Source organism: Escherichia sp. E13S3, assembly GCF_004212325.1.
GTDB lineage: Bacteria > Pseudomonadota > Gammaproteobacteria > Enterobacterales > Enterobacteriaceae > Escherichia.
Genome location: NZ_RHJR01000002.1, coordinates 174,234 through 198,552 on the forward strand (window position 1 = coordinate 174,234; position 24,319 = coordinate 198,552).

General features: G+C 50.2%; 23 protein-coding genes. 14 read left to right on the forward strand and 9 right to left on the reverse strand.

The annotated features are described in order from the left end of the window. From D9597_RS23170 to tcdA, 3 genes are all read left to right on the forward strand, one after another. The coding region (locus D9597_RS23170; RefSeq protein WP_205712902.1) for a hypothetical protein at positions 1–216 on the forward strand (216 nt) is incomplete at its 5' end. An 11-nt stretch (positions 217–227) separates the two neighbouring features. Continuing rightward, entirely contained in the window at positions 228–1,325 is a 1,098-nt protein-coding gene (gene mltA / locus D9597_RS01995) for a murein transglycosylase A (protein WP_130214565.1), read from the forward strand. A gap of 238 nt (positions 1,326–1,563) precedes the next feature. Continuing rightward, positions 1,564–2,370, forward strand: coding sequence for a tRNA cyclic N6-threonylcarbamoyladenosine(37) synthase TcdA (gene tcdA / locus D9597_RS02000; protein ID WP_000117724.1), 807 nt, complete (start codon positions 1,564–1,566; stop codon positions 2,368–2,370). Positions 2,371–2,426: 56 nt separating this feature from the next. On the opposite strand, the gene csdE is transcribed toward tcdA, so the two are convergent. Further along, positions 2,427–2,870, reverse strand: coding sequence for a cysteine desulfurase sulfur acceptor subunit CsdE (gene csdE, locus D9597_RS02005; protein WP_130221497.1), 444 nt, complete (start codon positions 2,868–2,870; stop codon positions 2,427–2,429). Beyond that, on the reverse strand, positions 2,870–4,075 hold the full coding sequence (gene csdA, locus D9597_RS02010) for a cysteine desulfurase CsdA (protein WP_130214559.1): 1,206 nt from the start codon (positions 4,073–4,075) through the stop codon (positions 2,870–2,872). Before csdA ends, csdE begins: the two co-directional genes overlap by 1 nt. 191 nt (positions 4,076–4,266) lie before the next feature. Between csdA and D9597_RS02015 the strand changes: the two genes are divergently transcribed. The 4 genes from D9597_RS02015 (at position 4,267) to rlmM (ending at position 7,269) form a co-directional block, all read left to right on the forward strand. After that, the gene (locus D9597_RS02015; RefSeq protein WP_130207708.1) at positions 4,267–4,494 is read left to right on the forward strand and encodes a YgdI/YgdR family lipoprotein; all 228 of its coding nucleotides are present in this window, start codon (positions 4,267–4,269) and stop codon (positions 4,492–4,494) included. Positions 4,495–4,844: 350 nt separating this feature from the next. Continuing rightward, positions 4,845–5,762, forward strand: coding sequence for a glycine cleavage system transcriptional regulator GcvA (gene gcvA, locus D9597_RS02020; protein ID WP_130207706.1), 918 nt, complete (start codon positions 4,845–4,847; stop codon positions 5,760–5,762). Between the two features lie 18 nt (positions 5,763–5,780). Next, on the forward strand, positions 5,781–6,176 hold the full coding sequence (locus D9597_RS02025) for a DUF423 domain-containing protein (RefSeq protein ID WP_000203905.1): 396 nt from the start codon (positions 5,781–5,783) through the stop codon (positions 6,174–6,176). Beyond that, complete coding sequence (gene rlmM, locus D9597_RS02030; protein ID WP_130214557.1) at positions 6,169–7,269, forward strand: 23S rRNA (cytidine(2498)-2'-O)-methyltransferase RlmM; 1,101 nt, start codon at positions 6,169–6,171, stop codon at positions 7,267–7,269. Before D9597_RS02025 ends, rlmM begins: the two co-directional genes overlap by 8 nt. 31 nt (positions 7,270–7,300) lie before the next feature. On the opposite strand, the gene fucR is transcribed toward rlmM, so the two are convergent. From fucR to fucI, 4 genes are all read right to left on the reverse strand, one after another. Beyond that, positions 7,301–8,044, reverse strand: a complete 744-nt coding sequence (gene fucR, locus D9597_RS02035; RefSeq protein WP_130221498.1) for an L-fucose operon activator — start codon at positions 8,042–8,044, stop codon at positions 7,301–7,303. A gap of 57 nt (positions 8,045–8,101) precedes the next feature. Then, complete coding sequence (gene fucU / locus D9597_RS02040) at positions 8,102–8,524, reverse strand: L-fucose mutarotase (RefSeq protein ID WP_130221499.1); 423 nt, start codon at positions 8,522–8,524, stop codon at positions 8,102–8,104. 1 nt (position 8,525) lies between these two features. Then, entirely contained in the window at positions 8,526–9,944 is a 1,419-nt protein-coding gene (gene fucK / locus D9597_RS02045; protein ID WP_130221500.1) for an L-fuculokinase, read from the reverse strand. 107 nt (positions 9,945–10,051) lie between these two features. Next, positions 10,052–11,827: an L-fucose isomerase gene (gene fucI, locus D9597_RS02050; RefSeq protein ID WP_130221501.1), complete on the reverse strand. Its 1,776-nt coding sequence runs from the start codon at positions 11,825–11,827 to the stop codon at positions 10,052–10,054. A gap of 468 nt (positions 11,828–12,295) precedes the next feature. On the opposite strand from fucI, the gene D9597_RS02055 reads away from it, so the two are divergent. From D9597_RS02055 to fucO, 7 genes are all read left to right on the forward strand, one after another. Continuing rightward, positions 12,296–13,795, forward strand: coding sequence for a sugar ABC transporter ATP-binding protein (locus D9597_RS02055; RefSeq protein WP_130221502.1), 1,500 nt, complete (start codon positions 12,296–12,298; stop codon positions 13,793–13,795). Between the two features lie 3 nt (positions 13,796–13,798). Beyond that, positions 13,799–14,782, forward strand: coding sequence for an ABC transporter permease (locus tag D9597_RS02060; RefSeq protein ID WP_001352556.1), 984 nt, complete (start codon positions 13,799–13,801; stop codon positions 14,780–14,782). Between the two features lie 73 nt (positions 14,783–14,855). Continuing rightward, the gene (locus D9597_RS02065) at positions 14,856–15,806 is read left to right on the forward strand and encodes an ABC transporter substrate-binding protein (protein ID WP_130221503.1); all 951 of its coding nucleotides are present in this window, start codon (positions 14,856–14,858) and stop codon (positions 15,804–15,806) included. Between the two features lie 53 nt (positions 15,807–15,859). Continuing rightward, positions 15,860–17,440 (forward strand): FGGY-family carbohydrate kinase, encoded by a 1,581-nt coding sequence (locus D9597_RS02070; protein ID WP_130221585.1) that lies wholly within the window; start codon positions 15,860–15,862, stop codon positions 17,438–17,440. A gap of 64 nt (positions 17,441–17,504) precedes the next feature. Continuing rightward, a complete protein-coding gene (locus D9597_RS02075; protein WP_130221504.1) occupies positions 17,505–18,503 on the forward strand; it encodes a LacI family DNA-binding transcriptional regulator in 999 nt (332 codons plus the stop codon). Positions 18,504–18,636: 133 nt separating this feature from the next. Beyond that, entirely contained in the window at positions 18,637–19,284 is a 648-nt protein-coding gene (fucA, locus tag D9597_RS02080; protein WP_130221505.1) for an L-fuculose-phosphate aldolase, read from the forward strand. Positions 19,285–19,311: 27 nt separating this feature from the next. Then, on the forward strand, positions 19,312–20,460 hold the full coding sequence (gene fucO / locus D9597_RS02085; RefSeq protein ID WP_000013588.1) for a lactaldehyde reductase: 1,149 nt from the start codon (positions 19,312–19,314) through the stop codon (positions 20,458–20,460). Positions 20,461–20,564: 104 nt separating this feature from the next. On the opposite strand, the gene xni is transcribed toward fucO, so the two are convergent. From xni to sdaC, 3 genes are all read right to left on the reverse strand, one after another. Then, positions 20,565–21,320 (reverse strand): flap endonuclease Xni, encoded by a 756-nt coding sequence (gene xni / locus D9597_RS02090; RefSeq protein ID WP_130221506.1) that lies wholly within the window; start codon positions 21,318–21,320, stop codon positions 20,565–20,567. Between the two features lie 284 nt (positions 21,321–21,604). After that, on the reverse strand, positions 21,605–22,972 hold the full coding sequence (gene sdaB, locus D9597_RS02095) for an L-serine ammonia-lyase II (protein ID WP_130207700.1): 1,368 nt from the start codon (positions 22,970–22,972) through the stop codon (positions 21,605–21,607). A gap of 57 nt (positions 22,973–23,029) precedes the next feature. Beyond that, positions 23,030–24,319, reverse strand: coding sequence for an HAAAP family serine/threonine permease SdaC (gene sdaC / locus D9597_RS02100; protein WP_064528228.1), 1,290 nt, complete (start codon positions 24,317–24,319; stop codon positions 23,030–23,032).

The window sequence follows — 24,319 nt, forward strand, 5'->3', positions numbered from 1 at the left end:
CAGGCTGCTCCACCCCGCGTCCGTGGATGCGCACTATACTCCGCTCGCGTTTTCATGCAACCTTTTTTTTACTCTGATCACGGATTTGGTATGATTTTGAACAAAAACAAAGCATTGAAGTCTATTTTTTGTACAAAATTTGCATCGGGGAACACTACGGATTTCATTAAAGGCGACGGTTTGTTATCTTCATTAACGCCTTATTTTTTAACCTGAAGAAGAGAACAATGAAAGGACGTTGGGTAAAGTACCTTCTTATGGGCGCGGTTGTGACGATACTGGCCGCCTGCTCCTCCAAACCAACCGATCGCGGACAGCAATATAAAGACGGGAAATTTACCCAGCCTTTCTCTCTGGTGAACCAACCAGATGCTGTTGGCGCGCCGATTAACGCCGGTGATTTTGCCGAACAAATTAACCATATCCGCAACGCGTCGCCGCGTCTGTATGGCAATCAGAGTAGCGTTTATAACGCCGTGCAGGAGTGGCTGCGTGCAGGCGGTGATACCCGCAATATGCGCCAGTTCGGCATTGACGCCTGGCAGATGGAAGGTGCGGATAATTACGGTAACGTGCAGTTTACGGGCTATTACACGCCGGTGATTCAGGCGCGCCATACTCGTCAGGGCGAGTTCCAGTATCCTATTTATCGAATGCCGCCAAAACGTGGGCGTTTGCCGTCTCGCGCGGAGATCTACGCGGGAGCATTGAGTGATAAATATATCCTCGCTTACAGCAACTCTCTGATGGATAACTTCATTATGGATGTGCAGGGTAGCGGGTATATTGATTTTGGTGATGGCAGTCCGCTTAACTTTTTCAGCTATGCAGGGAAAAACGGTCATGCCTATCGCAGTATTGGCAAGGTGTTGATCGACCGTGGCGAAGTGAAAAAAGAAGATATGTCGATGCAGGCGATTCGTCACTGGGGCGAAACACACAGTGAAGCCGAAGTTCGCGAGCTGCTGGAACAGAACCCGTCTTTCGTCTTCTTTAAACCGCAGTCTTTTGCACCGGTGAAAGGGGCAAGTGCGGTGCCGCTGGTTGGTCGCGCTTCAGTTGCCTCTGATCGTTCCATTATCCCGCCAGGTACAACCTTGCTGGCAGAAGTGCCGCTGCTGGATAATAACGGCAAATTTAATGGTCAGTACGAACTGCGTCTGATGGTGGCGTTAGATGTTGGTGGTGCAATCAAAGGCCAACACTTCGATATCTATCAAGGAATCGGGCCGGAAGCCGGACACCGCGCAGGTTGGTATAATCACTATGGACGTGTTTGGGTGCTGAAAACGGCCCCGGGCGCAGGTAACGTCTTTAGTGGTTGATGTGTTATTCTTTATGCCGTTTTTACGGATAAGGCAGGGTGAGGGATAACCTCACATCCTGATTATTAACTAAGTGCGCGTTGTTCATGCCGGAGGCGGCGTGAACACCTTATCCGGCCTACAAATCATGCAAATTCAATATATTGTAGGAGTTATGTAGGCCTGATAAGCGTAGCGCATCAGGCATTTATGCGTTTAGGGTGAGGGATAACCTCGCCCTTTTTAATTCTGAGGTGCTATGTCTGTTGTAATTAGTGATGCATGGCGTCAGCGTTTTGGTGGCACTGCGCGTCTGTATGGTGAAAAAGCGTTGCAACTGTTCGCTGATGCGCATATTTGTGTGGTGGGTATCGGTGGTGTCGGTTCCTGGGCGGCGGAAGCGCTGGCGCGCACGGGGATTGGCGCAATCACGCTTATCGATATGGATGATGTGTGTGTCACTAATACCAATCGGCAAATTCACGCGCTGCGCGATAACGTCGGGCTGGCAAAAGCGGAAGTGATGGCGGAGCGCATTCGCCAGATTAACCCTGAGTGCCGTGTAACAGTAGTAGATGACTTCGTGACGCCGGATAACGTAGCGCAATACATGAGTGCAGGTTATTCGTATGTAATTGATGCCATTGATAGCGTGCGACCCAAAGCGGCGCTGATAGCTTATTGTCGGCGCAATAAAATCCCGCTAGTCACGACCGGTGGCGCTGGTGGGCAGATTGATCCGACGCAGATTCAGGTTACCGATCTGGCGAAAACGATTCAGGATCCGCTGGCGGCGAAGCTGCGCGAGCGCCTGAAAAGCGATTTCGGCGTGGTGAAAAACAGTAAAGGTAAGCTCGGCGTGGATTGCGTGTTCTCTACCGAAGCACTGGTGTACCCGCAGTCAGACGGCACGGTCTGTGCAATGAAAGCCACGGCGGAAGGGCCAAAGCGGATGGATTGCGCATCTGGATTTGGCGCCGCGACAATGGTAACCGCCACCTTTGGGTTTGTTGCGGTTTCTCATGCGCTGAAGAAGATGATGGCGAAAGCGGCGCGTCAGGGGTAAACATTAGGTCGGATGCGACGTCTGGTGTGTCTTATCCGACCAGTATCTGTGTAACATCAAGCTTGCTTCGCCGCGGCGAGAATTGCCTCGCTTAACGCATTCAATCCCTGACTGCGAGAGGCGCTAAGTTGCGCACGCAATCCCAGCTCATCAAACAATGCCAGCGGCGACAGTGCTTTTAACTCGGCGGCAGTTTTGCCCTCAACGGCAGTCAGCAATACGGCCAGCAGACCGCGCACAATGCGTCCTTCACTATCACCAAAGAAATGCATCCTGCCGTTTTCTGCGACGTTATATCCAAGCCAGACGCGGTTTTCACATCCGGCAATTTCTTTGGCCTGTGCTTTTAATTCGTCTGGCAACGCAGGAAGCTGTTTCCCCAACATAATCAGCTGGCGATATTTGTCTTCCCATTGCGTCAATGGCGCGAAAGTATCGCGTAACGTCTCTACGGTAACGGTTGTGCCGAACGGATGTCCGGCGAATTGCGGGTTCGTCATTAATCCACCAATAATTCCAGCGCGCGGTCAACGGCATTCACCAGCGCATCCACATCACTCTTTGTATTATATGGCGCAAAAGAGGCGCGCAGAGTGCCGGTTACGCCTAATTCTGCCAACAGCGGTTGAGCACAGTGCTGCCCGGCGCGCAGTGCAATACCATATTCCGCCAGTAGCGTCACCATATCGCTGTGATGAACACCCGCGAAATCAAAGGCCAGCAGGCTGGAGTCCTGACAGCGGAATGAACGAAAGCCTGGACGTTTTGCCAGAGCGTCTTCTGCAAGCGTCGCCAGGCTACGGCTCCAGCTTTCTGCCTGGTCGATATCGTAATCTGCCAGCCATTCCAGCGCTGCGCTTAATCCTATGACACCAGCGACATTTGGCGTTCCGGCTTCCAGTTTCCACGGCGCGGATTGAGTAGTGAAGCCGTCAAAACTCACTTCGTGAATCATTTTGCCGCCACCCAGCCAGGGCGACATCGCTTCCAGCAGTTCTGGTTTGCCGTAAAGCACGCCGATACCCGTCGGGCCATACAGTTTGTGACCAGAGAAAGCATAGAAATCGATATCCAGTTGCTGAACATCGGCAGGGAAATGCACTGCGCCCTGAGCACCATCAACCATCACCACCATCCCGGCTGAATGAGCAAAGGTAATCGCTCGCGCCAGATCCGGGCAACCGCCAGTGACGTTCGACATCTGGCCCAACGCCAGAATTCGACTACGGGGAGTAATTAACTCCGGCAATAAATCGACATCCGGCAACCGCTGCGCATTAAGCGGCAGTTTCACCACTTTGGCTCCGGTTTGTTGGGCAACCATTAGCCAGGGAACGAGGTTAGCGTGATGCTCTGCCACGCTGACAATAATCTCATCGCCCGGTTGCAGACGCGGACGGGCATAGCATTGTGCCACCATGTTGATGGATTCGGTGGTGCCGCGCGTCCAGACGATAGTTTTATCATCCGGTGCATTTAGCAATTGCGCTACTTTTTCCCGAGCAGCTTCATAACGTGCGGTCAGACGTTGGGCTTCGGCAAACTGGCTGCGATGGACGTTTCCGGCGCTCAGGCTATAGAACTGCCGGGTTGCTTCAACCACAGCTTCGGGTTTGAGTGCGGTCGCTGCACTATCGAGATAAACGCCCGCATCCTGTAGCGCGGGAAACTGGGCGCGAAATTGCGCGGGATTAAAAACGTTCATGAGACTCCTCGGCTTGATTCGCCGATCGTGACGCAAAATTCACTTTGATACAAGGTGAGTGCTAACCATCGGAATTGTCTGGATATCCTGTCGAAGCCGCGTCAGTAACATATGCTGAATAGTGTTAGGCGTTAATTTTAGCCTGTTAATCAATATTATTAAGATTTAGTAATCGCTTTAAGGAGAAGAAAATGAAAAAGACTGCCGCCATTATCTCTGCCTGTATGCTGACTTTTGCCCTTAGCGCCTGCTCCGGTTCGAACTATGTGATGCACACCAACGACGGACGTACCATTGTATCTGATGGTAAGCCGATGACGGATGATGAAACCGGTATGATTTCTTATAAAGACGCTAATGGCAACAAACAGCAGATCAACCGTACCGACGTGAAAGAGATGGTCGAACTGGATCAGTAATTCGCGATCGCAAGGTAAAAAAAAGCACCGCAATTAGGCGGTGCTACATTAATCACTATGGACAGACAGGGTAAATGTACAGGAAGTGAAAAAAGGTAGCTTTGCTACCATGGTCTGAATCGCAGACCAATTGCAAACACAACAACACAACATCACAACCGTAAGCCAAAAGTTCACCAGAACACGCATTCCGATAAAACTTTTCGTTCCGGCTCAGGAAGTGCCGCCACTATAGGTATTTGCTGGTAGAAGCTCAACGGACAATTTATAATGGCTCAGATTAAAAAAACTAATAGGTTACACGGTGTGACCTAATTGTTAAATTCATTTAACATCAAAGTTTAAAAGCCATGTCTAAACGATTACCACCGCTAAATGCCTTACGAGTTTTTGATGCCGCAGCCCGCCATTTAAGCTTCACGCGTGCAGCAGAAGAGCTTTTTGTGACCCAGGCCGCAGTAAGTCATCAAATCAAGTCCCTTGAGGATTTTTTGGGGCTAAAACTGTTCCGCCGCCGTAATCGTTCACTTCTATTGACCGAGGAAGGGCAAAGCTATTTTCTCGATATCAAAGAGATATTTTCGCAATTAACCGAAGCGACGCGTAAACTCCAGGCCCGTAGCGCCAAAGGGGCATTGACGGTCAGCTTACTCCCCAGTTTTGCCATCCACTGGCTGGTACCGCGACTTTCCAGCTTTAATTCAGCTTATCCGGGAATCGACGTTCGAATCCAGGCGGTCGACCGACAGGAAGATAAACTGGCGGATGATGTCGATGTGGCGATATTTTATGGTCGAGGCAACTGGCCGGGGCTGCGGGTGGAAAAGCTTTACGCCGAATACCTGTTGCCAGTGTGTTCGCCTTTACTATTAACCGGTGAGAAATCCTTGAAGACGCCGGAAGATCTGGCTAAACATACGTTATTACACGATGCATCCCGGCGAGACTGGCAGACATATACCCGCCAGTTGGGGCTGACTCATATTAACGTTCAGCAAGGGCCTATCTTCAGCCATAGCGCCATGGTGCTACAAGCAGCCATTCACGGGCAGGGTGTGGCGCTGGCAAATAACGTGATGGCGCAATCTGAAATCGAGGCCGGACGCCTTGTTTGCCCGTTTAATGACGTATTGGTCAGTAAAAATGCTTTTTATCTGGTATGTCATGACAGCCAGGCAGAACTGGGTAAAATAGCCGCCTTTCGCCAATGGATCCTGGCGAAAGCCGCCGCTGAACAAGAAAAATTCCGCTTTCGTTATGAACAATAATTTATGTAGGGTACGACCATGACCAGCCGTTTTATGCTGATTTTCGCCGCCATTAGCGGCTTCATTTTTGTCGCTCTGGGTGCTTTTGGTGCGCATGTTTTAAGTAAAACCATGGGCGCCGTTGAAATGGGCTGGATCCAGACCGGCCTCGAATACCAGGCATTTCATACGCTGGCAATTTTAGGTCTGGCGGTGGCAATGCAGCGTCGCATCAGTATCTGGTTTTACTGGAGTAGCGTCTTTCTGGCGCTAGGTACGGTGCTGTTCAGCGGCAGCCTTTATTGCCTGGCGCTGTCTCATCTGCGTTTGTGGGCGTTTGTCACTCCGGTCGGCGGTGTGAGTTTTCTCGCTGGCTGGGCGTTAATGTTAGTTGGTGCTATCCGTTTAAAGCGCAAGGGCGTAAGTCATGAATAAAGTTGTATTGTTGTGCCGTCCGGGCTTTGAAAAAGAGTGCGCCGCAGAAATTACCGATAAAGCCGGGCAGCGGGAAATATTCGGTTTTGCCCGTGTAAAAGAGAATGCGGGTTATGTGATTTATGAATGTTATCAAGCGGAAGATGGCGATAAGTTAATCCGTGAACTGCCATTTAGTTCATTAATTTTTGCCCGCCAGTGGTTTGTGGTGGGAGAACTGCTCCAGCATTTGCCGCAGGAAGACCGCATCACGCCAATAGTTGGCATGTTGCAGGGTGTGGTAGAGAAGGGCGGCGAACTTCGCGTTGAAGTCGCGGACACCAACGAAAGTAAAGAGTTACTGAAATTCTGTCGCAAGTTTACAGTACCGTTACGGGCTGCCTTGCGTGATGCGGGCGTCCTGGCGAGCTATGAAACGCCGAAGCGTCCAGTGGTGCATGTGTTCTTTATCGCGCCAGGCTGCTGTTATACCGGCTACTCCTACAGCAATAATAACTCGCCGTTCTATATGGGCATTCCACGCCTGAAGTTTCCGGCAGATGCACCAAGTCGTTCCACACTCAAACTGGAAGAGGCATTTCATGTGTTCATTCCTGCGGATGAATGGGATGAACGCCTGGCGAACGGGATGTGGGCGGTGGATTTGGGCGCTTGCCCGGGCGGCTGGACCTACCAACTGGTGAAGCGCAACATGTGGGTTTACTCCGTTGATAACGGCCCGATGGCGCAAAGTCTGATGGATACTGGACAAGTAACGTGGCTGCGGGAAGATGGTTTTAAATTCCGCCCGACACGTAGCAATATCTCGTGGATGGTGTGTGACATGGTGGAAAAACCGGCGAAGGTCGCGGCTTTGATGGCGCAGTGGCTGGTTAATGGCTGGTGTCGTGAAACTATCTTCAACCTTAAATTGCCGATGAAAAAACGCTACGAAGAAGTATCACACAATCTGGCGTACATTCAGGCACAGCTTGATGAACATGGCATTAACGCCCAGATTCAGGCGCGTCAGTTGTATCACGATCGCGAAGAAGTGACGGTGCATGTCCGTCGTATCTGGGCTGCGGTGGGTGGTCGTCGCGACGAACGATAACAGGCAAGGCCGGGGCGTCGTCTCCGGCCTGCTACCCTTTCCGGCAGGCTGTTACCAAAGAAGTTGCAACCTGGCGCTCATCAGAAATAATGTGCGTTACCTCATCCAGATGCCCGATGCGGGCTTCCCCTGAACGATTAAATTTACTTTTATCAATCAATAACAACGATTGCGCGGCACGTTTTAATAGCATCGATTTGTAATCAGCGTTGATGGCATTGGAGTCCCACAGTGCACCGCTGCTATCGATCCCTTCACAAGAAAAAATAAATAGATCGATTTCCAGCGATTTAAGTTGGGAAATCAGCGAGGGATTGACGTAACAGCCATATTTGCGCTCAAGTGTGCCGCCGGAACTGATCAGTTGAATGCGTTCGCGTTTACCGAGTTCATGGCAAATCGGATGGCTATTGGTGAAGACCTGGATGTTGATGTCAGGCAACTGGCGTGCCAGATACCAGCAAGTTGAACTGGCGTCTAAGGCTATCACCATCCCTTCTTCAATCCACGCGAGCGCCTCGCGCGCGATATCTGTTTTATGCGCATAATGGCTTTTCAGCCGGATGTGAAAGGGATCGCCACTGTCTTGATTTTGACGGTTGATATATTTAGCGCGTCCATGATTGCGCAGAATTTTACCCTGCGTCTGTAATTCATTGAGATCGCGACGAATGGTTTCTTTACTGACCTTTAGCTGTTCAGAGAGAGCTTCCGTGGTCAGGCTGGTATGGTTCAGCAGCAGGTCGACTATCGCTTGCTGGCGTGCTGCTTTCATATTTTTCACCCCATCATTCGATAACCGCCCACGTCATGCGGGCGTACCGGTATGAGATTACGGTGTTACCCCTTTTTTTAAAAGAATATTCCCGTACTTCGCTCGTTCGCCTGTGATAACGATCGCAAAGGCTTTTTGCGCCCGTTCATAAAACGCAAAACGATTGATGCGGATGATGTCAGGACATGGGGCTTGTAGTGAAAGCGCATTACGGTAACGTCGTTCTACTTCAGGATCGAGAGTGTCACCTTCTACCGCCGCCATCATCACCAGCGGTGGTGCATAACTGTCCAGTTCAAATAACGGGATAATCGCCTGGAGCAAGTCGCTCACCAGCAGGCCATCAGCGCGGATCACCTGCGGTCCCATCGCATGGGCGGGAAAATGAGCATCGGAAAAAATAATTTCATCTCCATGTCCCATCTCTGCCAGCACTTTCAATAGTTCGGGAGAAATTAACGGCGAAATTGTTTTCAGCATTTCACACTTCCTCTATAAATTCAGGTTCAGTTTGCGGGTAGAAATAACGGTACTGATAATGAATCTGCGCGCGGGCTTCTTCCGGGCTGTTAAATTCCCCTACGCCATACCAACCGAACAGCGCAGCTCCTGCGACGGTCGTTTCGGCGTCGTCGAGAACTTTTACCGGAATATCAAGCATATTGGCTTTAATCTGATTCCACAATGTGTTGCGACTTCCTCCGCCGACTAACAATAATTCAGAGGCTTTAAAGTGCCCGATTTTTTCCAGCATCTGTAGATTGCGCTGTAATTGCGCGGTTAACCCTTCCAGCGCCGCGCGATAGAAATGCCCCCGCGTGGTATTAAGCGTCACTCCTTGCCAGCCAGCGTTCTGACACGACAATAAATCACACTGCATTTTCACGCCATCCGCGCCAGGCGCGATCAGACGAGCCTCTTCAATCAACATTTGCCAGGGAGTTTCAGCCGTCCAGAACAGTTTTCTCACCCATTCCAGCACGCCGGATGCCAGCCATTGCATACCTGGGTTATACAACCCTGCCTGGCTATCCAGTTCGCAGGTGGAACCGGCGTACTGACTTAACAGCGAAGTATCAACCTGGGCGCTGCGGACCATTAAAATTTCCCATGTACCGGAAGAGAGCACGGGTTCATTTTGTTCGGCGCCAGCGCCAAAAAGGGCGAACTGGGTATCGTGACCTGCGGAAATCACCGGTATGCCAACGGGTAAGCCGAGCATTGCTGCGGCGCTGTTCTGTAGCGTACCAATCTGTTCACCCGCTTCCACCAGACGAGGGAAGAGTCGGCGTGGAATACTGGTGGCTTGTAAAATTTGCGGACTGAAATCGCGTTGCTGAATATCCAGCATCTGGCTGGTTCCGGCCATCGTGATATCAGTAGTCAATTCACCGGTTAAACGGTGGTTAATCAGCGACGAAATAAAGAGCCAGGCGTGCGCGTGTTCCAGCAGTTGTGGATGATTTTCTTTCAACCACACAAATTTGTATAACGTATTGAAACTAAAGGCTCCGATGCCAGAAATAACCTGCAACTGCTGTGCGGAGATCAACCGTTCAATATTGTCCATTACTGCTGCTGTTCGCGGACATTTCCAGCTAATGACCGGATAGATCAGATTGCCTTGCTTATCAACCAGAGCGCCGTCCACGCCAAAGGTCGTTACGGCGATACCGCGGATGTGGCATTCAGTCAGTTCACTGTTGATTTGCCGACAGCAATCAGCAAAGCGTTGCAAAATGGCGTCTAAAGACCACTGGTGCCAGGTGCTGTTTTCCATGGCGATATCGCTGGCATTAGGTGTTGAGGCACGGGCAACAATTTTTCCCTGCCGATTAACCGCGATGGCCCTGACATTGGTCGCGCCACAGTCGAGTACCAGGATAACTTCTTGTTTCATAATCGCTCCTGAAATATAGCCGGATAACATCACTTATCCGGCTATCCACTCTTGCTTGTTCATGCCGGTAGCCGGAGCGGCCGGGCATAGCATTAGGGAGTAACGTATTAACGTTTGTACAGCGGACCGTAGTTTTGGCAAGCGCGGTAATCCTGGCCTTCAATATCCATGCCGTGCGCGGCCCAGGCAGAAGGACGATACACTTTAGTCTCTTCAACGTTGTGCATACATACCGGGATACGCAGCATTGAGGCGAGAGTGATAAAGTCTGCGCCGACGTGGCCGATGGTCAGAACGCCGTGGTTAGCGCCCCAGTTCGCCATTACCGAGTACACATCCGTAAACGGCCCTTTACCGGTGAGGCGCGGTGCAAACCAGGTGGTTGGCCAGGTTGAGTTGGTGCGTTTGTTGAGGATGTCATGCACATCCTTCGGTAGCTCCACGCTCCAGCCTTCCGCGATTTGCAGTACCGGTCCCAGGCCTTTGATGATGTTGACACGAGTCATGGTGAACGGGACGCCGCCTTCGGTAAGGAAGCGGGAAGAGTAACCGCCGCCACGGAAGTATTCGTGGATCGCCGGGCACCATTCGGTAGCGGCGAGGCAAGCGTCAGCCTCTTGCTGAGAGATTTCCCAGTGTGGCTTCATCGTCGGGTTACCTTCGCTGTCGCGTTGTTTACAGGAACCGTCCAGCGCAGCAGAACCGGAGTTGATCAAATGGATGATGCCGTGTTCTGCCAGTCCGTCCAGTTTATGCCCTGTTACACGCTCAATTGCTTCTGGTGACCAGTAGGTACGCACATCGGCAAATACCTGAGCGGTGCCGGTGAGCTGGTGGCCCATCAGCATTGCCACGCCGTTAAGACTGTCGTTTTCGGTCGCCACGACAAAGGGTTCGCGTACGCCATTCCAGTCAAATGAACTGTTGAGGAGCGCTTCGGCGGTGTCGCCATTGGGATATTGATCGGTCCAGTGACGTTGCCCCTGGAAGCCCGCAGCGATGGCGTTGTAGCCAAGTGATTCTTCCACGCGACCGATATCGGCCAGTTTGCTGTTGCCTTGCATCATGTCGCGGATACACATCGCCATCAGTAAACTTTCGCGCAAAACAGCGCGGCTTTGCTCGGCATTGCGTTGATACTGTTTGTTATTTTCATCTTCGCCATAGCGGAAGTTTTTATCAGCCCAGGCCAGCGCCATTTCCAGTTCGGCTTCGTCGTAAATCTTCTGATCGATACGGCGACGCAGTTCGGTCATATCCACCGCCTGGACTTTCATTCCCAGCCAGGATTCAAAGAAGTTGTGATCAACAATGGAACCGGCGATACCCATCGAAACGCCGCCCAGCGACAGATAGCTTTTACCTTCCATGCTGGCGACTGCCAAACCGGCGCGGGCAAAGCGCAGCAGTTTTTCTTCAACATCGGCAGGAATCGATGTGTCATCGGCATCCTGAACGTCATGACCGTAAATGGAGAATGCCGGGATGCCTTTCTGGCTGTGAGCTGCCAGAGCCGCTGCCAGGTAAACAGCGCCGGGGCGTTCAGTGCCGTTAAAGCCCCAAATGGCTTTCGGGCGGGTTGGATCCATGTCGATGGTTTCACTGCCATAGCACCAGCAAGGCGTTACCGTAATGGTGAGGCCTACATTCTGACTGCTGAATTTTTCTTCGCAAGCAGCGGCTTCAGCCATACCCGCGATACAGGTATCGGAAATGACACACTCGACGCCAGCTCCGCAGGCATGGCGCAGTTTCTCGGTCAGCAGTGCGGCCGTGGCTTTCGCCATATTCATTGTTTGTTCTTCAAGCGACTCACGAACACCCATGCGACGACCGTCAATAACCGGGCGGATACCAATTTTCGGTAACGTATTAATTTTCATCAGGATTCCTCATCTCGCTTTATTGGCGCTCTGCTAAGGCGGAGAAAGGAAACCACCGAAGCAGTAGTATTGGTCATTATTTGCTAACTCGAGTTAGCTTAGGTTTATAGGCTTTTTATACACAACTTTTTTGTTGTTGAAATGTGAGGGGGTTCACGAGAAGTGGTTAAAATTCGATCTCTGTCAAATTGTTATTTGTCAGTGTGAAAAATAATATTTTTATTAATCATTAAGTTATAAGATTTTAATGGTTATGCATCACAGTTTTAGCTCAAATGATTTGGCTAATTTGTATACCTAAAATAGCTTTAAAAGGCGATCGCTAACTCGAGTTAGCAAAATGCGAAGAATAAATTGATGCGATGAATGTCTATTCGAGCGTTATTCGTATCATAGTGGAGATGGCTTAGTAGCGACGTTTATGCCGTACTTCACATTTTCAGTTTCTGATTATTGAGGAAAGCTGCAATGTCTGAAACATTTTTGCAAATGAAGCATATCACCAAACGCTTTCCTGGAGTGTTGGCGCTTAATGACGTGCAATTTACCCTACGCCGGGGCGAGGTTCATGCATTATTAGGTGAAAATGGTGCAGGAAAATCCACCTTAATGAAAATTTTGTCGGGGGTTTATCAACCTGATGAAGGTGAAATAATTTTTGAAGATAAAACAGTCTCATTTTCTGATCCGTTAAGTGCGCAAAACGTAGGTATTACTATTATTCACCAGGAATTTAATTTATTCCCCGAGCTTACAGTAGAAGAAAATATTTTTATCGGCAGGGAGTTTTGTAAAAAAAATCGCTGGCGTCTGGATGAAAAACAGCAACGCCAGGCGACGATTGAAATTTTGCAAAAATTAAATTTGGCGATCAAACCAGATACTCTGGTTGCTGACCTGACGGTAGCTCAACAGCAGATGGTAGAAATTGCCAAGGCCATTTCGGTTAACGCCAGGATTCTCATTATGGATGAACCTACTGCGGCGTTAACAGAAACTGAAATTGAAAGCTTGTTTCGCGTCACCCGGTTATTGAAAGAGCAGGGGACCGGCATTGTGTATATCTCCCACCGTCTGGAGGAGTTGGCGCTAATTGCCGACCGCGCGACAGTCATGCGAGATGGTCAGTACATCAGCACGGTGGATTATGAGTGCGTAAAAATCAGCGATCTAATTGCCATGATGGTTGGTCGCGATTTAGGGAATATCTATCCCCGCCGCGAGGCCTTACAGCAGCGGATGCCGGTCCTGGAGGTCAACGGACTGACGCGCAAAGGCGTACTGAACGATATTAATTTTACGCTTTATCGTGGCGAGATCCTCGGCTTTGCCGGACTGATGGGGGCGGGGCGTACTGAACTTGCGCGTGCGATTTTTGGTGCGGACTCCATTGACAGCGGAACGCTAAAATTAAATGGTAAGGAAACCGTTATTAAAGATATTTCGGATGCTATTCAGCAAGGGATAAGCTATTTAACGGAAGACCGAAAAAAAGAAGGGCTGGCGCTGAATTTATCTGTTGAACGAAATATTATGTTAGGAAACTACCCTGAGTATTCCGATCGTTTGGGAAATGTCGATTCGCGTCGTTGCCAACAAACCAGTGAGGAACAGGTAAAAGCGTTAAGGATTAAAACGCCAAATCTTGAACAGGCCGCATTAAATCTAAGTGGAGGAAACCAGCAAAAAATTATAATTGCACGTTGGGTGTGTAAAGATACTGATATTTTAATCTTCGATGAACCCACTCGCGGCATTGATGTTGGCGCCAAACTGGAAATCTATGAGTTAATGAATCGCCTGGTGGCAAAAGGGAAATCAATCATCATGATCTCTTCTGAATTGCCAGAGGTGTTAGGAATGTGCGACCGTATTTTAGTGATGCGCAGTGGTCGAATTACCGGCGAAATTAGCGCAAAAGAAGCGACACAAGAAAAAATCATGCAATACGCGACGTTAGAGGATTAAATTATGACTATCTCTGTAACCTCTCCAGACAGTAATAATAAGAAAATAAAGATAAATAAAGAACTTTTGATGCGCCTTGCGCCTCTTTTTAGTTTAATTATATTAGTGCTGTTTTTTAGTTTCAGCTCTCCCTTTTTCTTTAATACCGAAAATATCATGACGATTGCTCTACAAACGTCGGTAATCGGCATTATGGCCATTGGGGTAACTTTCGTCATTATTACCGCTGGCATCGATCTTTCATTGGGCTCCGTGGTGGCTTTTTCTGGTGTCGCCGTAGGTATTTGCGCCACGCTGGGCCTGCCGCTGCCTGTGTGTATTATTGCTGGTGTTTTGGCCGGTGGATTGTGCGGCTATGTGAATGGTTTGTTGGTCACTAAAATGACCATTCCACCGTTTATCGCTACGTTGGGCCTGATGATGTCCGTCAGAGGTATCAATATGGTGATGACTGACGGGCGCGCCATCTATTTTGCCGATTACCCGATGTTCAAAACGCTCGCTCAGGGACGCTTATTTGATGTGCTGCCTTATCCTGTTTTCTACCTTGTCATTGTAGCGCTTGTCGGCGCTTACATCCTGAAGAAAACCGTCATTGGTCGCTATGTCTATGCCGTAGGCAGTAATGAAGTTGCTGCTCATCTTTCTGGTATTAAAGTTCAGCGTGTGAAAATTTTCGTCTATGCCTTCTGTGGATTATTAACGGGGATTGCAGGTGTCATTCTGGCATCTCGTCTCAACTCCGGACAACCGACGGTAGGTGTGGGTTATGAACTGGAAGCTATTGCCGCGGTAGTGATCGGCGGAACCAGCTTAATGGGCGGTATTGGCACTATTGGCGGCACAATCATTGGCGCTTTCATTATGAGTGTACTGAAAAATGGCCTCAATTTAATGGGCGTCTCCCAGTTCTGGCAAATGGTCGCGATGGGCGTAGTTGTGGTCGCTGCCGTTTACCTCGATACATTACGCAAAAAGATTCGTTGACTTAGGCTCCCTGTTTTATCGGGAAACAACTGCCCTGACGTTAAGGGTGATTCACTCAGAACGGAGTACAACAATGAAAACCAGGCATTTTATCTATGCGTTATCTCTGCTGGCTTGCGTAAGTTCCAGCGCACTGGCTAAGGATTTAAATCTTCCGGTTGTTAGTAAAGGTTTCCAACATGAATTCTGGCAAACCGTAAAAATGGGAACTGAAGCTGCGGCTAAAGAGTTGGGGGATAAAACCAGCTATGTTGGCCCGGCTGATGAAACGCAAATAGCCGAGCAAATTCAGTTAGTCGAAAATGCGATGGCGCAGAAACCGAATGGCTTGCTTCTGGCAGCCCTCGACGCGAATGCGCTCGCCCCACTGGTAGAAACGGCAAATTCACGCGGTATCAAAGTGGTGACCTTTGATTCAGGCATCAATTCAGACATTCCGGTGAGTTTTGTCGCCACCAATAACCGTAAAGCAGGCGCTCAGGCAGCTGATGCCTTAGCCGCGCAGGTAAATAATAAAGGGAAAGTTGGGATTATCGCGCACGTTGCAGGAACATCTTCCGCTATTGAACGCTCGGAAGGCTTCATGGAGCGTATGAAAGAAAAATATCCTGACATCAAAGTATTATCCGTTCAGTACAGCGATGGTGACCCGCAAAAAGCGATGGATAAAACTATCGATATGATTCAGGCCAATCCCGATCTTGCTGGGATCTATGGCACCAATGAAGGTTCAACGCTCGGGGTGGCGAATGCCATTGATAGCCAGAATCTGAAAGGTAAGGTGAAAGTCATTGGTTTTGATAGTACGGAAGCGATTATTAACTTCCTGAAGAACGGCGTCATTCAGGGCTTTGTTGTTCAGGATGCATACCAGATTGGCTATCAAGGGATCAAAACGTTGAACGCGGCCCTTTCGGGGCAAGCCGTTGAAAAAGAGATCGATATTCCCGTGAAATTTGTTAATGCCGAGAATATTAACACGCCAGAAATCGACAAACTCCTGCACCCATTCGGTAAGAAATAAAAAAATTGGGGATGAATTTTCATCCCCGTTATCTCCAGCGTCAGGGAGGCTTTATGCACAACGGTTATTTTCTCGGTGTCGATGTCGGATCGGCCAGTGTCAGGGCAGGCGTTTACAGTGCCAGTGGCCACAGGCTGGCATTCGCTACTGCGCCCGTCTCCCAGTTTCGCCCTGGCGGCGAGCGTGTCGAACAGTCTTCGGCGGAGATCTGGCAACAAGTTTGTAAAACGGTGAAAGAGGCGACAGCTTTGGCAGGCATCCCCATTTCCGCAATTCGCTCACTGGGTTTTGACGCTACCTGCTCGCTGGTTGTTCTTGATGAACAAGGCCAGGGTTTAGCGGTTTCGCCCGGTGGATCTGCGAATCACGACATTATTATGTGGATGGATCATCGTGCAACTGTCGAGACGGCACAGATTAACGCAACGAAGGATCCCGCATTGCGCTACGTTGGCGGCGAAGTGAGCGTCGAGATGGAGTTACCAAAGTTACGTTGGTTGAAGACGCATCTACCGCAAACCTGGCAGGCCGCTCATCGCTTTTTCGATCTGGCGGATTTTCTGGTCTGGAAAGCAACAGGGCGAGACGTCGCGGGATTGTGCACGATAACGTGTAAATGGAATTATCTGGCCCATGAACAACGCTTTAGCCATAGCTTACTGGAATCGGTAGACCTGACCGACATGCTCGAAAGAATTCCCGCCGAAATTCTTCCGCCTGGCGCTGCCGTGGGAACTTTAACTGCCACAGCTGCTGAAGAATTAGGATTAACGACCAATGTTATCGTGGCCAGTGGTTTGATTGATGCCCATGCCGGTGGCATGGCGCTGGCTGGCGCGCAGCCATCAGGAACGCTGGCATTGATAAGCGGAACGTCGAATTGCCATATGTTGTGCAGTGAAAAAGAAATATTCACCCCTGGCGTCTGGGGGCCATACTGGTCGGCCATGTTGCCAAATTACTGGCTAACTGAAGGCGGGCAAAGCGCCGCAGGGGCGCTGGTGGAGTGGACGCTTCAGGAGTCCGGGGCAAGCGCAAATCTTTTTAACAAGGCGCAGCAACGCGGGTGTCATCCAATTCAACTGATTAATGAATGGGTAGCCGCCCTGGAAGCTAACGAGTCAGAACCCACACGAAATTTACATGTGCTTGCCGATCATCACGGCAACCGTTCGCCACGAGCGCGGCCCGATGCCAGAGGCAGTGTTTATGGTTTAACACTGGAGCGTGGTGAAAATCAGCTCGCGCGGCTTTATCTTGCGACTTTACAGGCAATAGCCTTTGGCACCAGACATATTATTGAAACTCTCAGGGAAAATGGGCATACCATTACCCGATTAACATTATGTGGTGGTGCAACGCACAACCCTTTATGGCTACGCGAATATGCAGACGTGACAGGCTGCGATATCCACCTGATGCAAGAAGAAGATGCCGTTACGTTGGGCGCAGCAATTAGCGGCGCTGTTGCCAGCGGCGCATGGGGGGATTTTACATCTGCGTGTAAAGCAATGGTTGAAGCCGGAGAGGTTATTCAGGTAAATCCACAACGCCGTGAATTTTTAGAGCGTAAATACCGGGTTTACCTGACGCTTTGGGAGCAACAACAGGCGGTTAACCAACTGATGCAATAAGACAAAAGTTGAAAATACTTTTATGATTGTGATTTGACGTCTGGATGTTAACTGGGAAATACCTATGGCTAAAACAGTAGAGCAGATAGCCAGCGACCTGAATTTATCGGTTACGACCGTGCGACTGGTGCTAAATGGAAAAGCGGAACAATATCGAATCAGCGTCAAAACCCAAACGCGTATCAATGAATATGTTGAACGCTATGGTTATATCATTAATCATTCCGCTCGCAGCCTTAAGCTTAACAAAACTGATACATTAGGGTTGATTGTTCCCAACATATCCAACGTCTTTTTTGCTACGCTGGCAGAAAAACTCGAACAACGCTGTCGACGTTCCGGATATCAACTTACGATCAGTTGTACTTATGATGATGTTGACTATGAAAATAAATTGACGAAAGCATTTATCGCACGAAATGTAGATGGTCTTTTTATTGTTCCTTCGACGCTGGAAAATCAGCAGCATCATTTACGCAAAATTCGTAAGCCAATGGTTTTACTCGATCGTGATTTTAAATATACCGATAACGCATTGGTAGAGAGTAATAATATTTCTGGCGGAGAAAAGCTGACGCAAAATATTCTTGAGGCCGGGCAGGCTCCAGTATGGTTTTTGCTGGGAGATGCCGGTTTGCCGAGTATCAGCGATCGTCTGGCAGGTTATTTGAATGCGTTGGCAAAAAAAGGGATTACCCATCGCGATTGGGTGCGGGAAGGCCCGGTAAATACTCCGGAAGGCGGCTATGTCATTATGGAAAAACTCATTGAAGAGCAGGGATGCCCGCAGGCATTTATCGCCTCGTCTTTACCTGTACTTGAAGGCGCTGTCCGCGCGATTCGCGACCGTCTTGGCGCTGTACCGCCAGAAATCAATATTGGCACTTTCGATGAACATCCCATGCTGGGATTTCTCGCCAACAATGTCTGGTCAATGCAGCAGGATGAAAATGCCTGGGCAGAAAAAGCGTTCGAAATGATGTTAAGCGCGATCGAAGAAAGACCAGTCAAAAAAACAGTCAAAGTAGAAATGAAATTAATTAAGCGCATAAGAAAAAAATAATAATCGTCAAAAGATAATCAGGCTATTGAACAATGATATTCAGTGGCCTCCCCTTACTAAAAATAACCCCGTCTTCATTTGCGGTGCTGTTTTACGCAACAAGGCGAGCTGGAACTGTATCTGGAGAATAAAGATGGAAAGAACACGTTTATCCCGTGAAATAATTGAAACCTGTCTGGAAATGACGCGCCTTGGGTTAAATCAGGGGACTGCGGGGAATGTCAGCACACGTTTTGAAAACGGCATGTTGATTACTCCCAGCGGTATTCCTTATGAAAGAATGACGGAGAATATGATTGTCTATGTTGATGGCAACGGCAAATACGAAGAAGGTAAGATTCCTTCCAGCGAATGGCGTTTCCATATGGCGGCCTATCAAAGCAGACCAGATGCCAACGCGGTTGTTCACAATCATGCCGTTCACTGCACGGCAGTTTCCATTCTTAACCGACCGATCCCCGCTATTCACTACATGATTGCGGCGGCTGGCGGTAATTCTATTCCTTGCGCGCCTTATGCGACCTTTGGAACACGCGAACTTTCTGAACATGTTGCGCTGGCTCTCAAAAATCGTAAGGCAACTTTGTTACAACATCATGGGCTTATCGCTTGTGAGGTGAATCTGGAAAAAGCGTTATGGCTGGCGCATGAAGTTGAAGTGCTGGCGCAACTTTACCTGACGACCCTGGCGATTACGGACCCGGTGCCAGCGCTGAGCGATGAAGAGATTGCCGTAGTGCTGGAGAAATTCAAAACCTATGGGTTACGGATTGAAGAGTAATTTCGTAAAGCAACAAGGAGAAGGATGATGGCTAACAGAATGATTCTGAACGAAACGGCATGGTTTGGTCGGGGTGCTGTTGGGGCTTTAACCGATGAGGTGAAACGCCGTGGTTATCAGAAGGCGCTGATCGTCACCGATAAAACGCTGGTGCAATGCGGCGTGGTGGCGAAAGTGACCGATAAGATGGATGCTGCAGGGCTGGCATGGGCGATTTACGACGGTGTAGTGCCCAACCCAACAATTACTGTCGTCAAAGAAGGGCTCGGTGTATTCCAGAATAGCGGCGCGGATTACCTGATCGCTATTGGTGGTGGTTCTCCACAGGATACTTGTAAAGCGATTGGCATTATCAGCAACAACCCGGAGTTTGCCGATGTGCGTAGCCTGGAAGGGCTTTCCCCGACCAATAAACCCAGCGTACCGATTCTGGCAATCCCCACCACAGCAGGCACTGCGGCAGAAGTGACCATTAACTACGTGATCACTGACGAAGAAAAACGGCGCAAGTTTGTTTGCGTTGATCCGCATGATATCCCGCAGGTGGCGTTTATTGATGCTGACATGATGGATGGTATGCCTCCAGCGCTGAAAGCTGCGACGGGTGTCGATGCGCTCACTCATGCTATTGAGGGGTATATTACCCGTGGCGCGTGGGCGTTAACCGATGCGCTGCACATTAAAGCGATTGAAATCATTGCTGGGGCGCTGCGAGGATCGGTTGCTGGTGATAAGGATGCCGGAGAAGAAATGGCGCTCGGGCAGTATGTTGCGGGTATGGGCTTCTCGAATGTTGGGTTAGGGTTGGTGCATGGTATGGCGCATCCACTGGGCGCGTTTTACAACACTCCACACGGTGTTGCGAACGCCATCCTGTTACCGCATGTCATGCGCTATAACGCTGACTTTACCGGTGAGAAGTACCGCGATATCGCGCGCGTTATGGGCGTGAAAGTGGAAGGTATGAGCCTGGAAGAGGCGCGTAATGCCGCTGTTGAAGCGGTGTTTGCTCTCAACCGTGATGTCGGTATTCCGCCACATTTGCGTGATGTTGGTGTACGCAAGGAAGACATTCCGGCACTGGCGCAGGCGGCACTGGATGATGTTTGTACCGGTGGCAACCCGCGTGAAGCAACGCTTGAGGATATTGTAGAGCTTTACCATACCGCCTGGTAAATGCGCTGATGTGATAATGCCGGATACGACGCTAGCCGCGTCTTATCCGGTATATAAGTGCATTAAATTCAATGTGTTGATAATCGTTTGCATCCGGCTCGCCGTTACCGTACCAACCGCAATTGCTGTAAATTGCCGTCGATATGCAAATCAGTCTGTAAGCGGGCGATATCACGGCACAGAAACGCCATCTCTTTATGGGCTTCTAATTTCTTGCGCCACTTTTCGGCAACCGTATCCAGATTCTCATATATCCCTTCCAGACTCTGAAACTCGACCAGCAGCTGCGTGGCGCTTTTTGGTCCGATCCCCGCAACACCCGGTACCTTTGAACTGCTGATCCCCGCTAGCCCCCAGTAATCGGGTAACTGCTGCGGTTGAACGCCAAATTCTTTATCGATAAACGGTGCATCCAGCCAACGTTTCTGGAAGTAATCGCGAATACGTAATGTAGGTGAAAGTAGCTGACAGTAGCCTTTATCTGTCGAAACGATGGTTGCCTGATGCCCGGCCTGGGTCACTTTGACCGCCAGCGTGGCGGCTAAGTCATCGGCTTCGTTGCCGCTGGCTGACCAGCACGGGACACCGCGTTGCTCAAAGGCGGCGCGTAATGCAGGCATCTCGTTGTGCAACTCTTCCGGCATTGGCGGGCGACCCGCTTTGTAATCTGGCAGGCGCTGATGACGCCAGCCGCTACTGCGGTTTTCATCATCAAAAACGGCGACGGCGTGGGTCGGCTGGCTGTGCATAATAAGTTGATCAAGGGCGTGCTGGCAGGTTTCGACGCAGGGTGAACCCTGCACGGCATGAATGCGACGAATAAGATTCAGTGCATCGACGATAAGCAAATGAACAGCCACAATATTCCCCCTTAAAGATCAGGCGATAAGGGTAACATTGGTCACCGGAACAGGCTACGACTGGATGAGAAAACAGGAAGAGGGCTCGCAAAACGAGATCTGATATTGATGACAACGCCAAATTGCCTGATGCGCTACGCTTATCATGCCTACAAAAGAATCGCAATCTATTGAATTTGCGCTGTTTTGTAGGTCGGATGAGGCATTTACGCCGCATCCGACATAAACAACAGGCACATTCTCAACAATGTGAGGCCTCGCAAAACGAGGCCTCTGGAGAGCGATTAATCGCAGGCAACGATCTTCATCGCCAGGCCGCCGCGAGAGGTTTCGCGGTACTTGGCGTTCATGTCTTTACCTGTTTCGTACATGGTTTCGATAACTTTATCGAGGCAGACGCGCGGTTCGCTGGTACGGCGCAGTGCCATACGCGCGGCGTTCACCGCTTTTACTGCCGCAATGGCGTTACGCTCGATGCACGGTACCTGTACCTGTCCAGCAACCGGGTCACACGTCAGGCCGAGGTTGTGCTCCATAGCGATTTCCGCCGCGATGCACACCTGCGCCGGGCTTGCGCCTAACAGTTCTGCCAGACCCGCCGCCGCCATTGAGCACGCCACGCCAACTTCACCCTGGCAACCCACTTCGGCACCAGAAATCGACGCGTTCATCTTATAAAGAGAACCAATGGCGCTGGCTACCAGCAGGTAACGAGCCAGTGAGTTAGCGTTCACTTCGCGGATAAACTTGTCGTAGTACGCCAGCACTGCCGGGATAATCCCGCACGCACCGTTAGTCGGCGCAGTCACCACACGACCGCCCGCAGCGTTCTCTTCGTTCACTGCCAGTGCGAACATGTTGATCCAGTCAACAACCGCCATCGGATCAGTGGTGGTTTTATCCTGGCTGACCAGCATCCGGCGCAGTGCCGCGGCACGGCGAGGAACGCGCAATTTGCCTGGCAACACGCCTTCGGTGGAAATACCGCGCTCAATACCGCCACGCATGACTTCCCAGACGTTCGCCAGGTGCTGTTCCAGCTCTTCTTTGCTGTGCAGCGCCAGCTCGTTTTTCATCATCAGACCAGAGAGTGACAGCCCGGTTTCCTGACAATGTTTTTGCAGATCGGCAGCAGAACTGTACGGATATGGAACTTCAACCGGTGCACTATCCTGCTGGCCAAAATGCTCTTCATCAACGATAAAGCCACCGCCGATGGAGTAATACGTCTGGCTGTAAACAACTTTATCGCCCGCCAGCGCGGTAATGCGCATGCCGTTCTCATGCAGAGAAAGGTTATCGGCATGGAAGTTCATGCATTCATCAACCGGAAACTCGACTTCGTGCTGACCGTTTGCCAGCATCAGGCGACCGTGAGTATTCACATCCTGAATAAAACCAGGGATGGAATCGATATCCACGGTATCCGGCAGATTCCCTGCCAGGCCCATAATAATGGCGATATCAGTGTGGTGCCCTTTGCCGGTCAGAGAGAGCGAGCCGTACACGTCAACCACCACGCGGGTCACGTCTTTAAGCAGGTTACGGGCAATCAGATCGTCGGTAAATTGTTTACCCGCTTTCATTGGTCCAACGGTATGAGAACTGGAAGGGCCAATGCCGATTTTGAAAATATCGAATACGCTAATCATAGGAAATACATCGCGTTAAAACGGAGGAAGCGCCGCCCGAAAGCGGCGCGAAAGGACTTAGCTGAACAGAGAGTAGAAGATTGCGGAGATTGCAATCAGACCCATCACGACAACGAATACGTTGCTGATGTGACCGCTGTATTTACGCATTGCCGGTACTTTCTGAATGGCGTACATCGGCATCAGGAACAGGATCATCGCGATGATTGGGCCGCCCAGGGTTTCAATCATACCCAGGATGCTCGGGTTCAGGGTGGCAACAATCCAGGTCGTTACCAGCATGAACAGCGCAGTGATACGGTTCAGCTTGTTGATTTCGATAGACTTACCTTTACCACGCAGTGATTTGATCACCATACCGTTGAAGCCTTCACGTGCGCCCAGGTAGTGGCCCAGGAAGGATTTGGTGATAGCGATAATCGCGATAATCGGAGCCATCCACGCGATGATCGGCGCGTTAAAGTGGTTAGCCAGGTAAGACAGAATCGAGATGTTCTGCTCTTTAGCCGCAGCCAGGTCTGCCGGAGTCAGGCTCAGTACGCAGCTGAATACGAAGAACATTACGGTCAGCACCATCATGATGTGAGCGAATGCCAGGATCTTCGAGCATTTCTGTTCTGCCATATCGCCGTACTCTTCACGCTTCGCAACGGCGAAAGAAGAGATGATCGGAGAGTGGTTGAACGAGAACACCATTACCGGAATTGCCAGCCACAGGGTCATCCACAGACCGTTTCCGGTTGCAGATGCAGTGTCCAGAGACAGCGTTTCCAGTGCTGCGCCGTTCCACTGCGGGATCAGGTACAGAGCCAGCAGCATCAGTACGCCAACAAACGGGAATACCAGAATACTCATCGCCTTAACGATCATCTGCTCACCGAAGCGAACGATGGTCATCATACCCACGATCAGGATCAGTGACAGAATCGCACGCGGCGGCGGCGTCATACCCAGCTGGTGAGACATGAAGCTTTCAACCGTGTTGGTGATTGCCACGCTGTAAACCAGCAGAATCGGGTAGATAGCGAAGAAGTAAAGCAGGGTAATCAGTTTACCTGCGCCAATACCAAAGTGTTCTTCTACTACCTCGGTGATGTCTTCGCCTGGGTTTTTACCAGACAGCACGAAGCGAGTCAGGCCACGATGCGCAAAGTACGTCATCGGGAACGCAAGGATAGCCATGATGATCAGCGGGATCATACCGCCAACACCGGCGTTGATTGGCAGGAACAGCACGCCCGCGCCGATTGCCGTGCCGTAAAGGCCCAGCATCCACATGGTATCTGTCTTGCGCCAGGCACTGCGAGAGTCTTTCGACGCAATCGTGCTGGTTTGAGTCGTTTCCAT

What these genes read in the sequence shown, in the direction of transcription:
- D9597_RS02060 (WP_001352556.1), top strand. Translation starts at nt 13,799, where the DNA reads ATGACTATCTCTGTAACCTCTCCAGACAGTAATAATAAGAAAATAAAG.
- fucK (WP_130221500.1), bottom strand. Translation starts at nt 9,944, where the DNA reads ATGAAACAAGAAGTTATCCTGGTACTCGACTGTGGCGCGACCAATGTC.
- csdA (WP_130214559.1), bottom strand. Translation starts at nt 4,075, where the DNA reads ATGAACGTTTTTAATCCCGCGCAATTTCGCGCCCAGTTTCCCGCGCTA.
- gcvA (WP_130207706.1), top strand. Translation starts at nt 4,845, where the DNA reads ATGTCTAAACGATTACCACCGCTAAATGCCTTACGAGTTTTTGATGCC.
- fucI (WP_130221501.1), bottom strand. Translation starts at nt 11,827, where the DNA reads ATGAAAATTAATACGTTACCGAAAATTGGTATCCGCCCGGTTATTGAC.
- tcdA (WP_000117724.1), top strand. Translation starts at nt 1,564, where the DNA reads ATGTCTGTTGTAATTAGTGATGCATGGCGTCAGCGTTTTGGTGGCACT.
- D9597_RS02065 (WP_130221503.1), top strand. Translation starts at nt 14,856, where the DNA reads ATGAAAACCAGGCATTTTATCTATGCGTTATCTCTGCTGGCTTGCGTA.
- fucA (WP_130221505.1), top strand. Translation starts at nt 18,637, where the DNA reads ATGGAAAGAACACGTTTATCCCGTGAAATAATTGAAACCTGTCTGGAA.
- sdaB (WP_130207700.1), bottom strand. Translation starts at nt 22,972, where the DNA reads ATGATTAGCGTATTCGATATTTTCAAAATCGGCATTGGCCCTTCCAGT.
- rlmM (WP_130214557.1), top strand. Translation starts at nt 6,169, where the DNA reads ATGAATAAAGTTGTATTGTTGTGCCGTCCGGGCTTTGAAAAAGAGTGC.
- D9597_RS02055 (WP_130221502.1), top strand. Translation starts at nt 12,296, where the DNA reads ATGTCTGAAACATTTTTGCAAATGAAGCATATCACCAAACGCTTTCCT.
- D9597_RS02075 (WP_130221504.1), top strand. Translation starts at nt 17,505, where the DNA reads ATGGCTAAAACAGTAGAGCAGATAGCCAGCGACCTGAATTTATCGGTT.
- D9597_RS02015 (WP_130207708.1), top strand. Translation starts at nt 4,267, where the DNA reads ATGAAAAAGACTGCCGCCATTATCTCTGCCTGTATGCTGACTTTTGCC.
- sdaC (WP_064528228.1), bottom strand. Translation starts at nt 24,319, where the DNA reads ATGGAAACGACTCAAACCAGCACGATTGCGTCGAAAGACTCTCGCAGT.
- csdE (WP_130221497.1), bottom strand. Translation starts at nt 2,870, where the DNA reads ATGACGAACCCGCAATTCGCCGGACATCCGTTCGGCACAACCGTTACC.
- fucU (WP_130221499.1), bottom strand. Translation starts at nt 8,524, where the DNA reads ATGCTGAAAACAATTTCGCCGTTAATTTCTCCCGAACTATTGAAAGTG.
- fucO (WP_000013588.1), top strand. Translation starts at nt 19,312, where the DNA reads ATGGCTAACAGAATGATTCTGAACGAAACGGCATGGTTTGGTCGGGGT.
- mltA (WP_130214565.1), top strand. Translation starts at nt 228, where the DNA reads ATGAAAGGACGTTGGGTAAAGTACCTTCTTATGGGCGCGGTTGTGACG.
- D9597_RS02070 (WP_130221585.1), top strand. Translation starts at nt 15,860, where the DNA reads ATGCACAACGGTTATTTTCTCGGTGTCGATGTCGGATCGGCCAGTGTC.
- fucR (WP_130221498.1), bottom strand. Translation starts at nt 8,044, where the DNA reads ATGAAAGCAGCACGCCAGCAAGCGATAGTCGACCTGCTGCTGAACCAT.
- D9597_RS02025 (WP_000203905.1), top strand. Translation starts at nt 5,781, where the DNA reads ATGACCAGCCGTTTTATGCTGATTTTCGCCGCCATTAGCGGCTTCATT.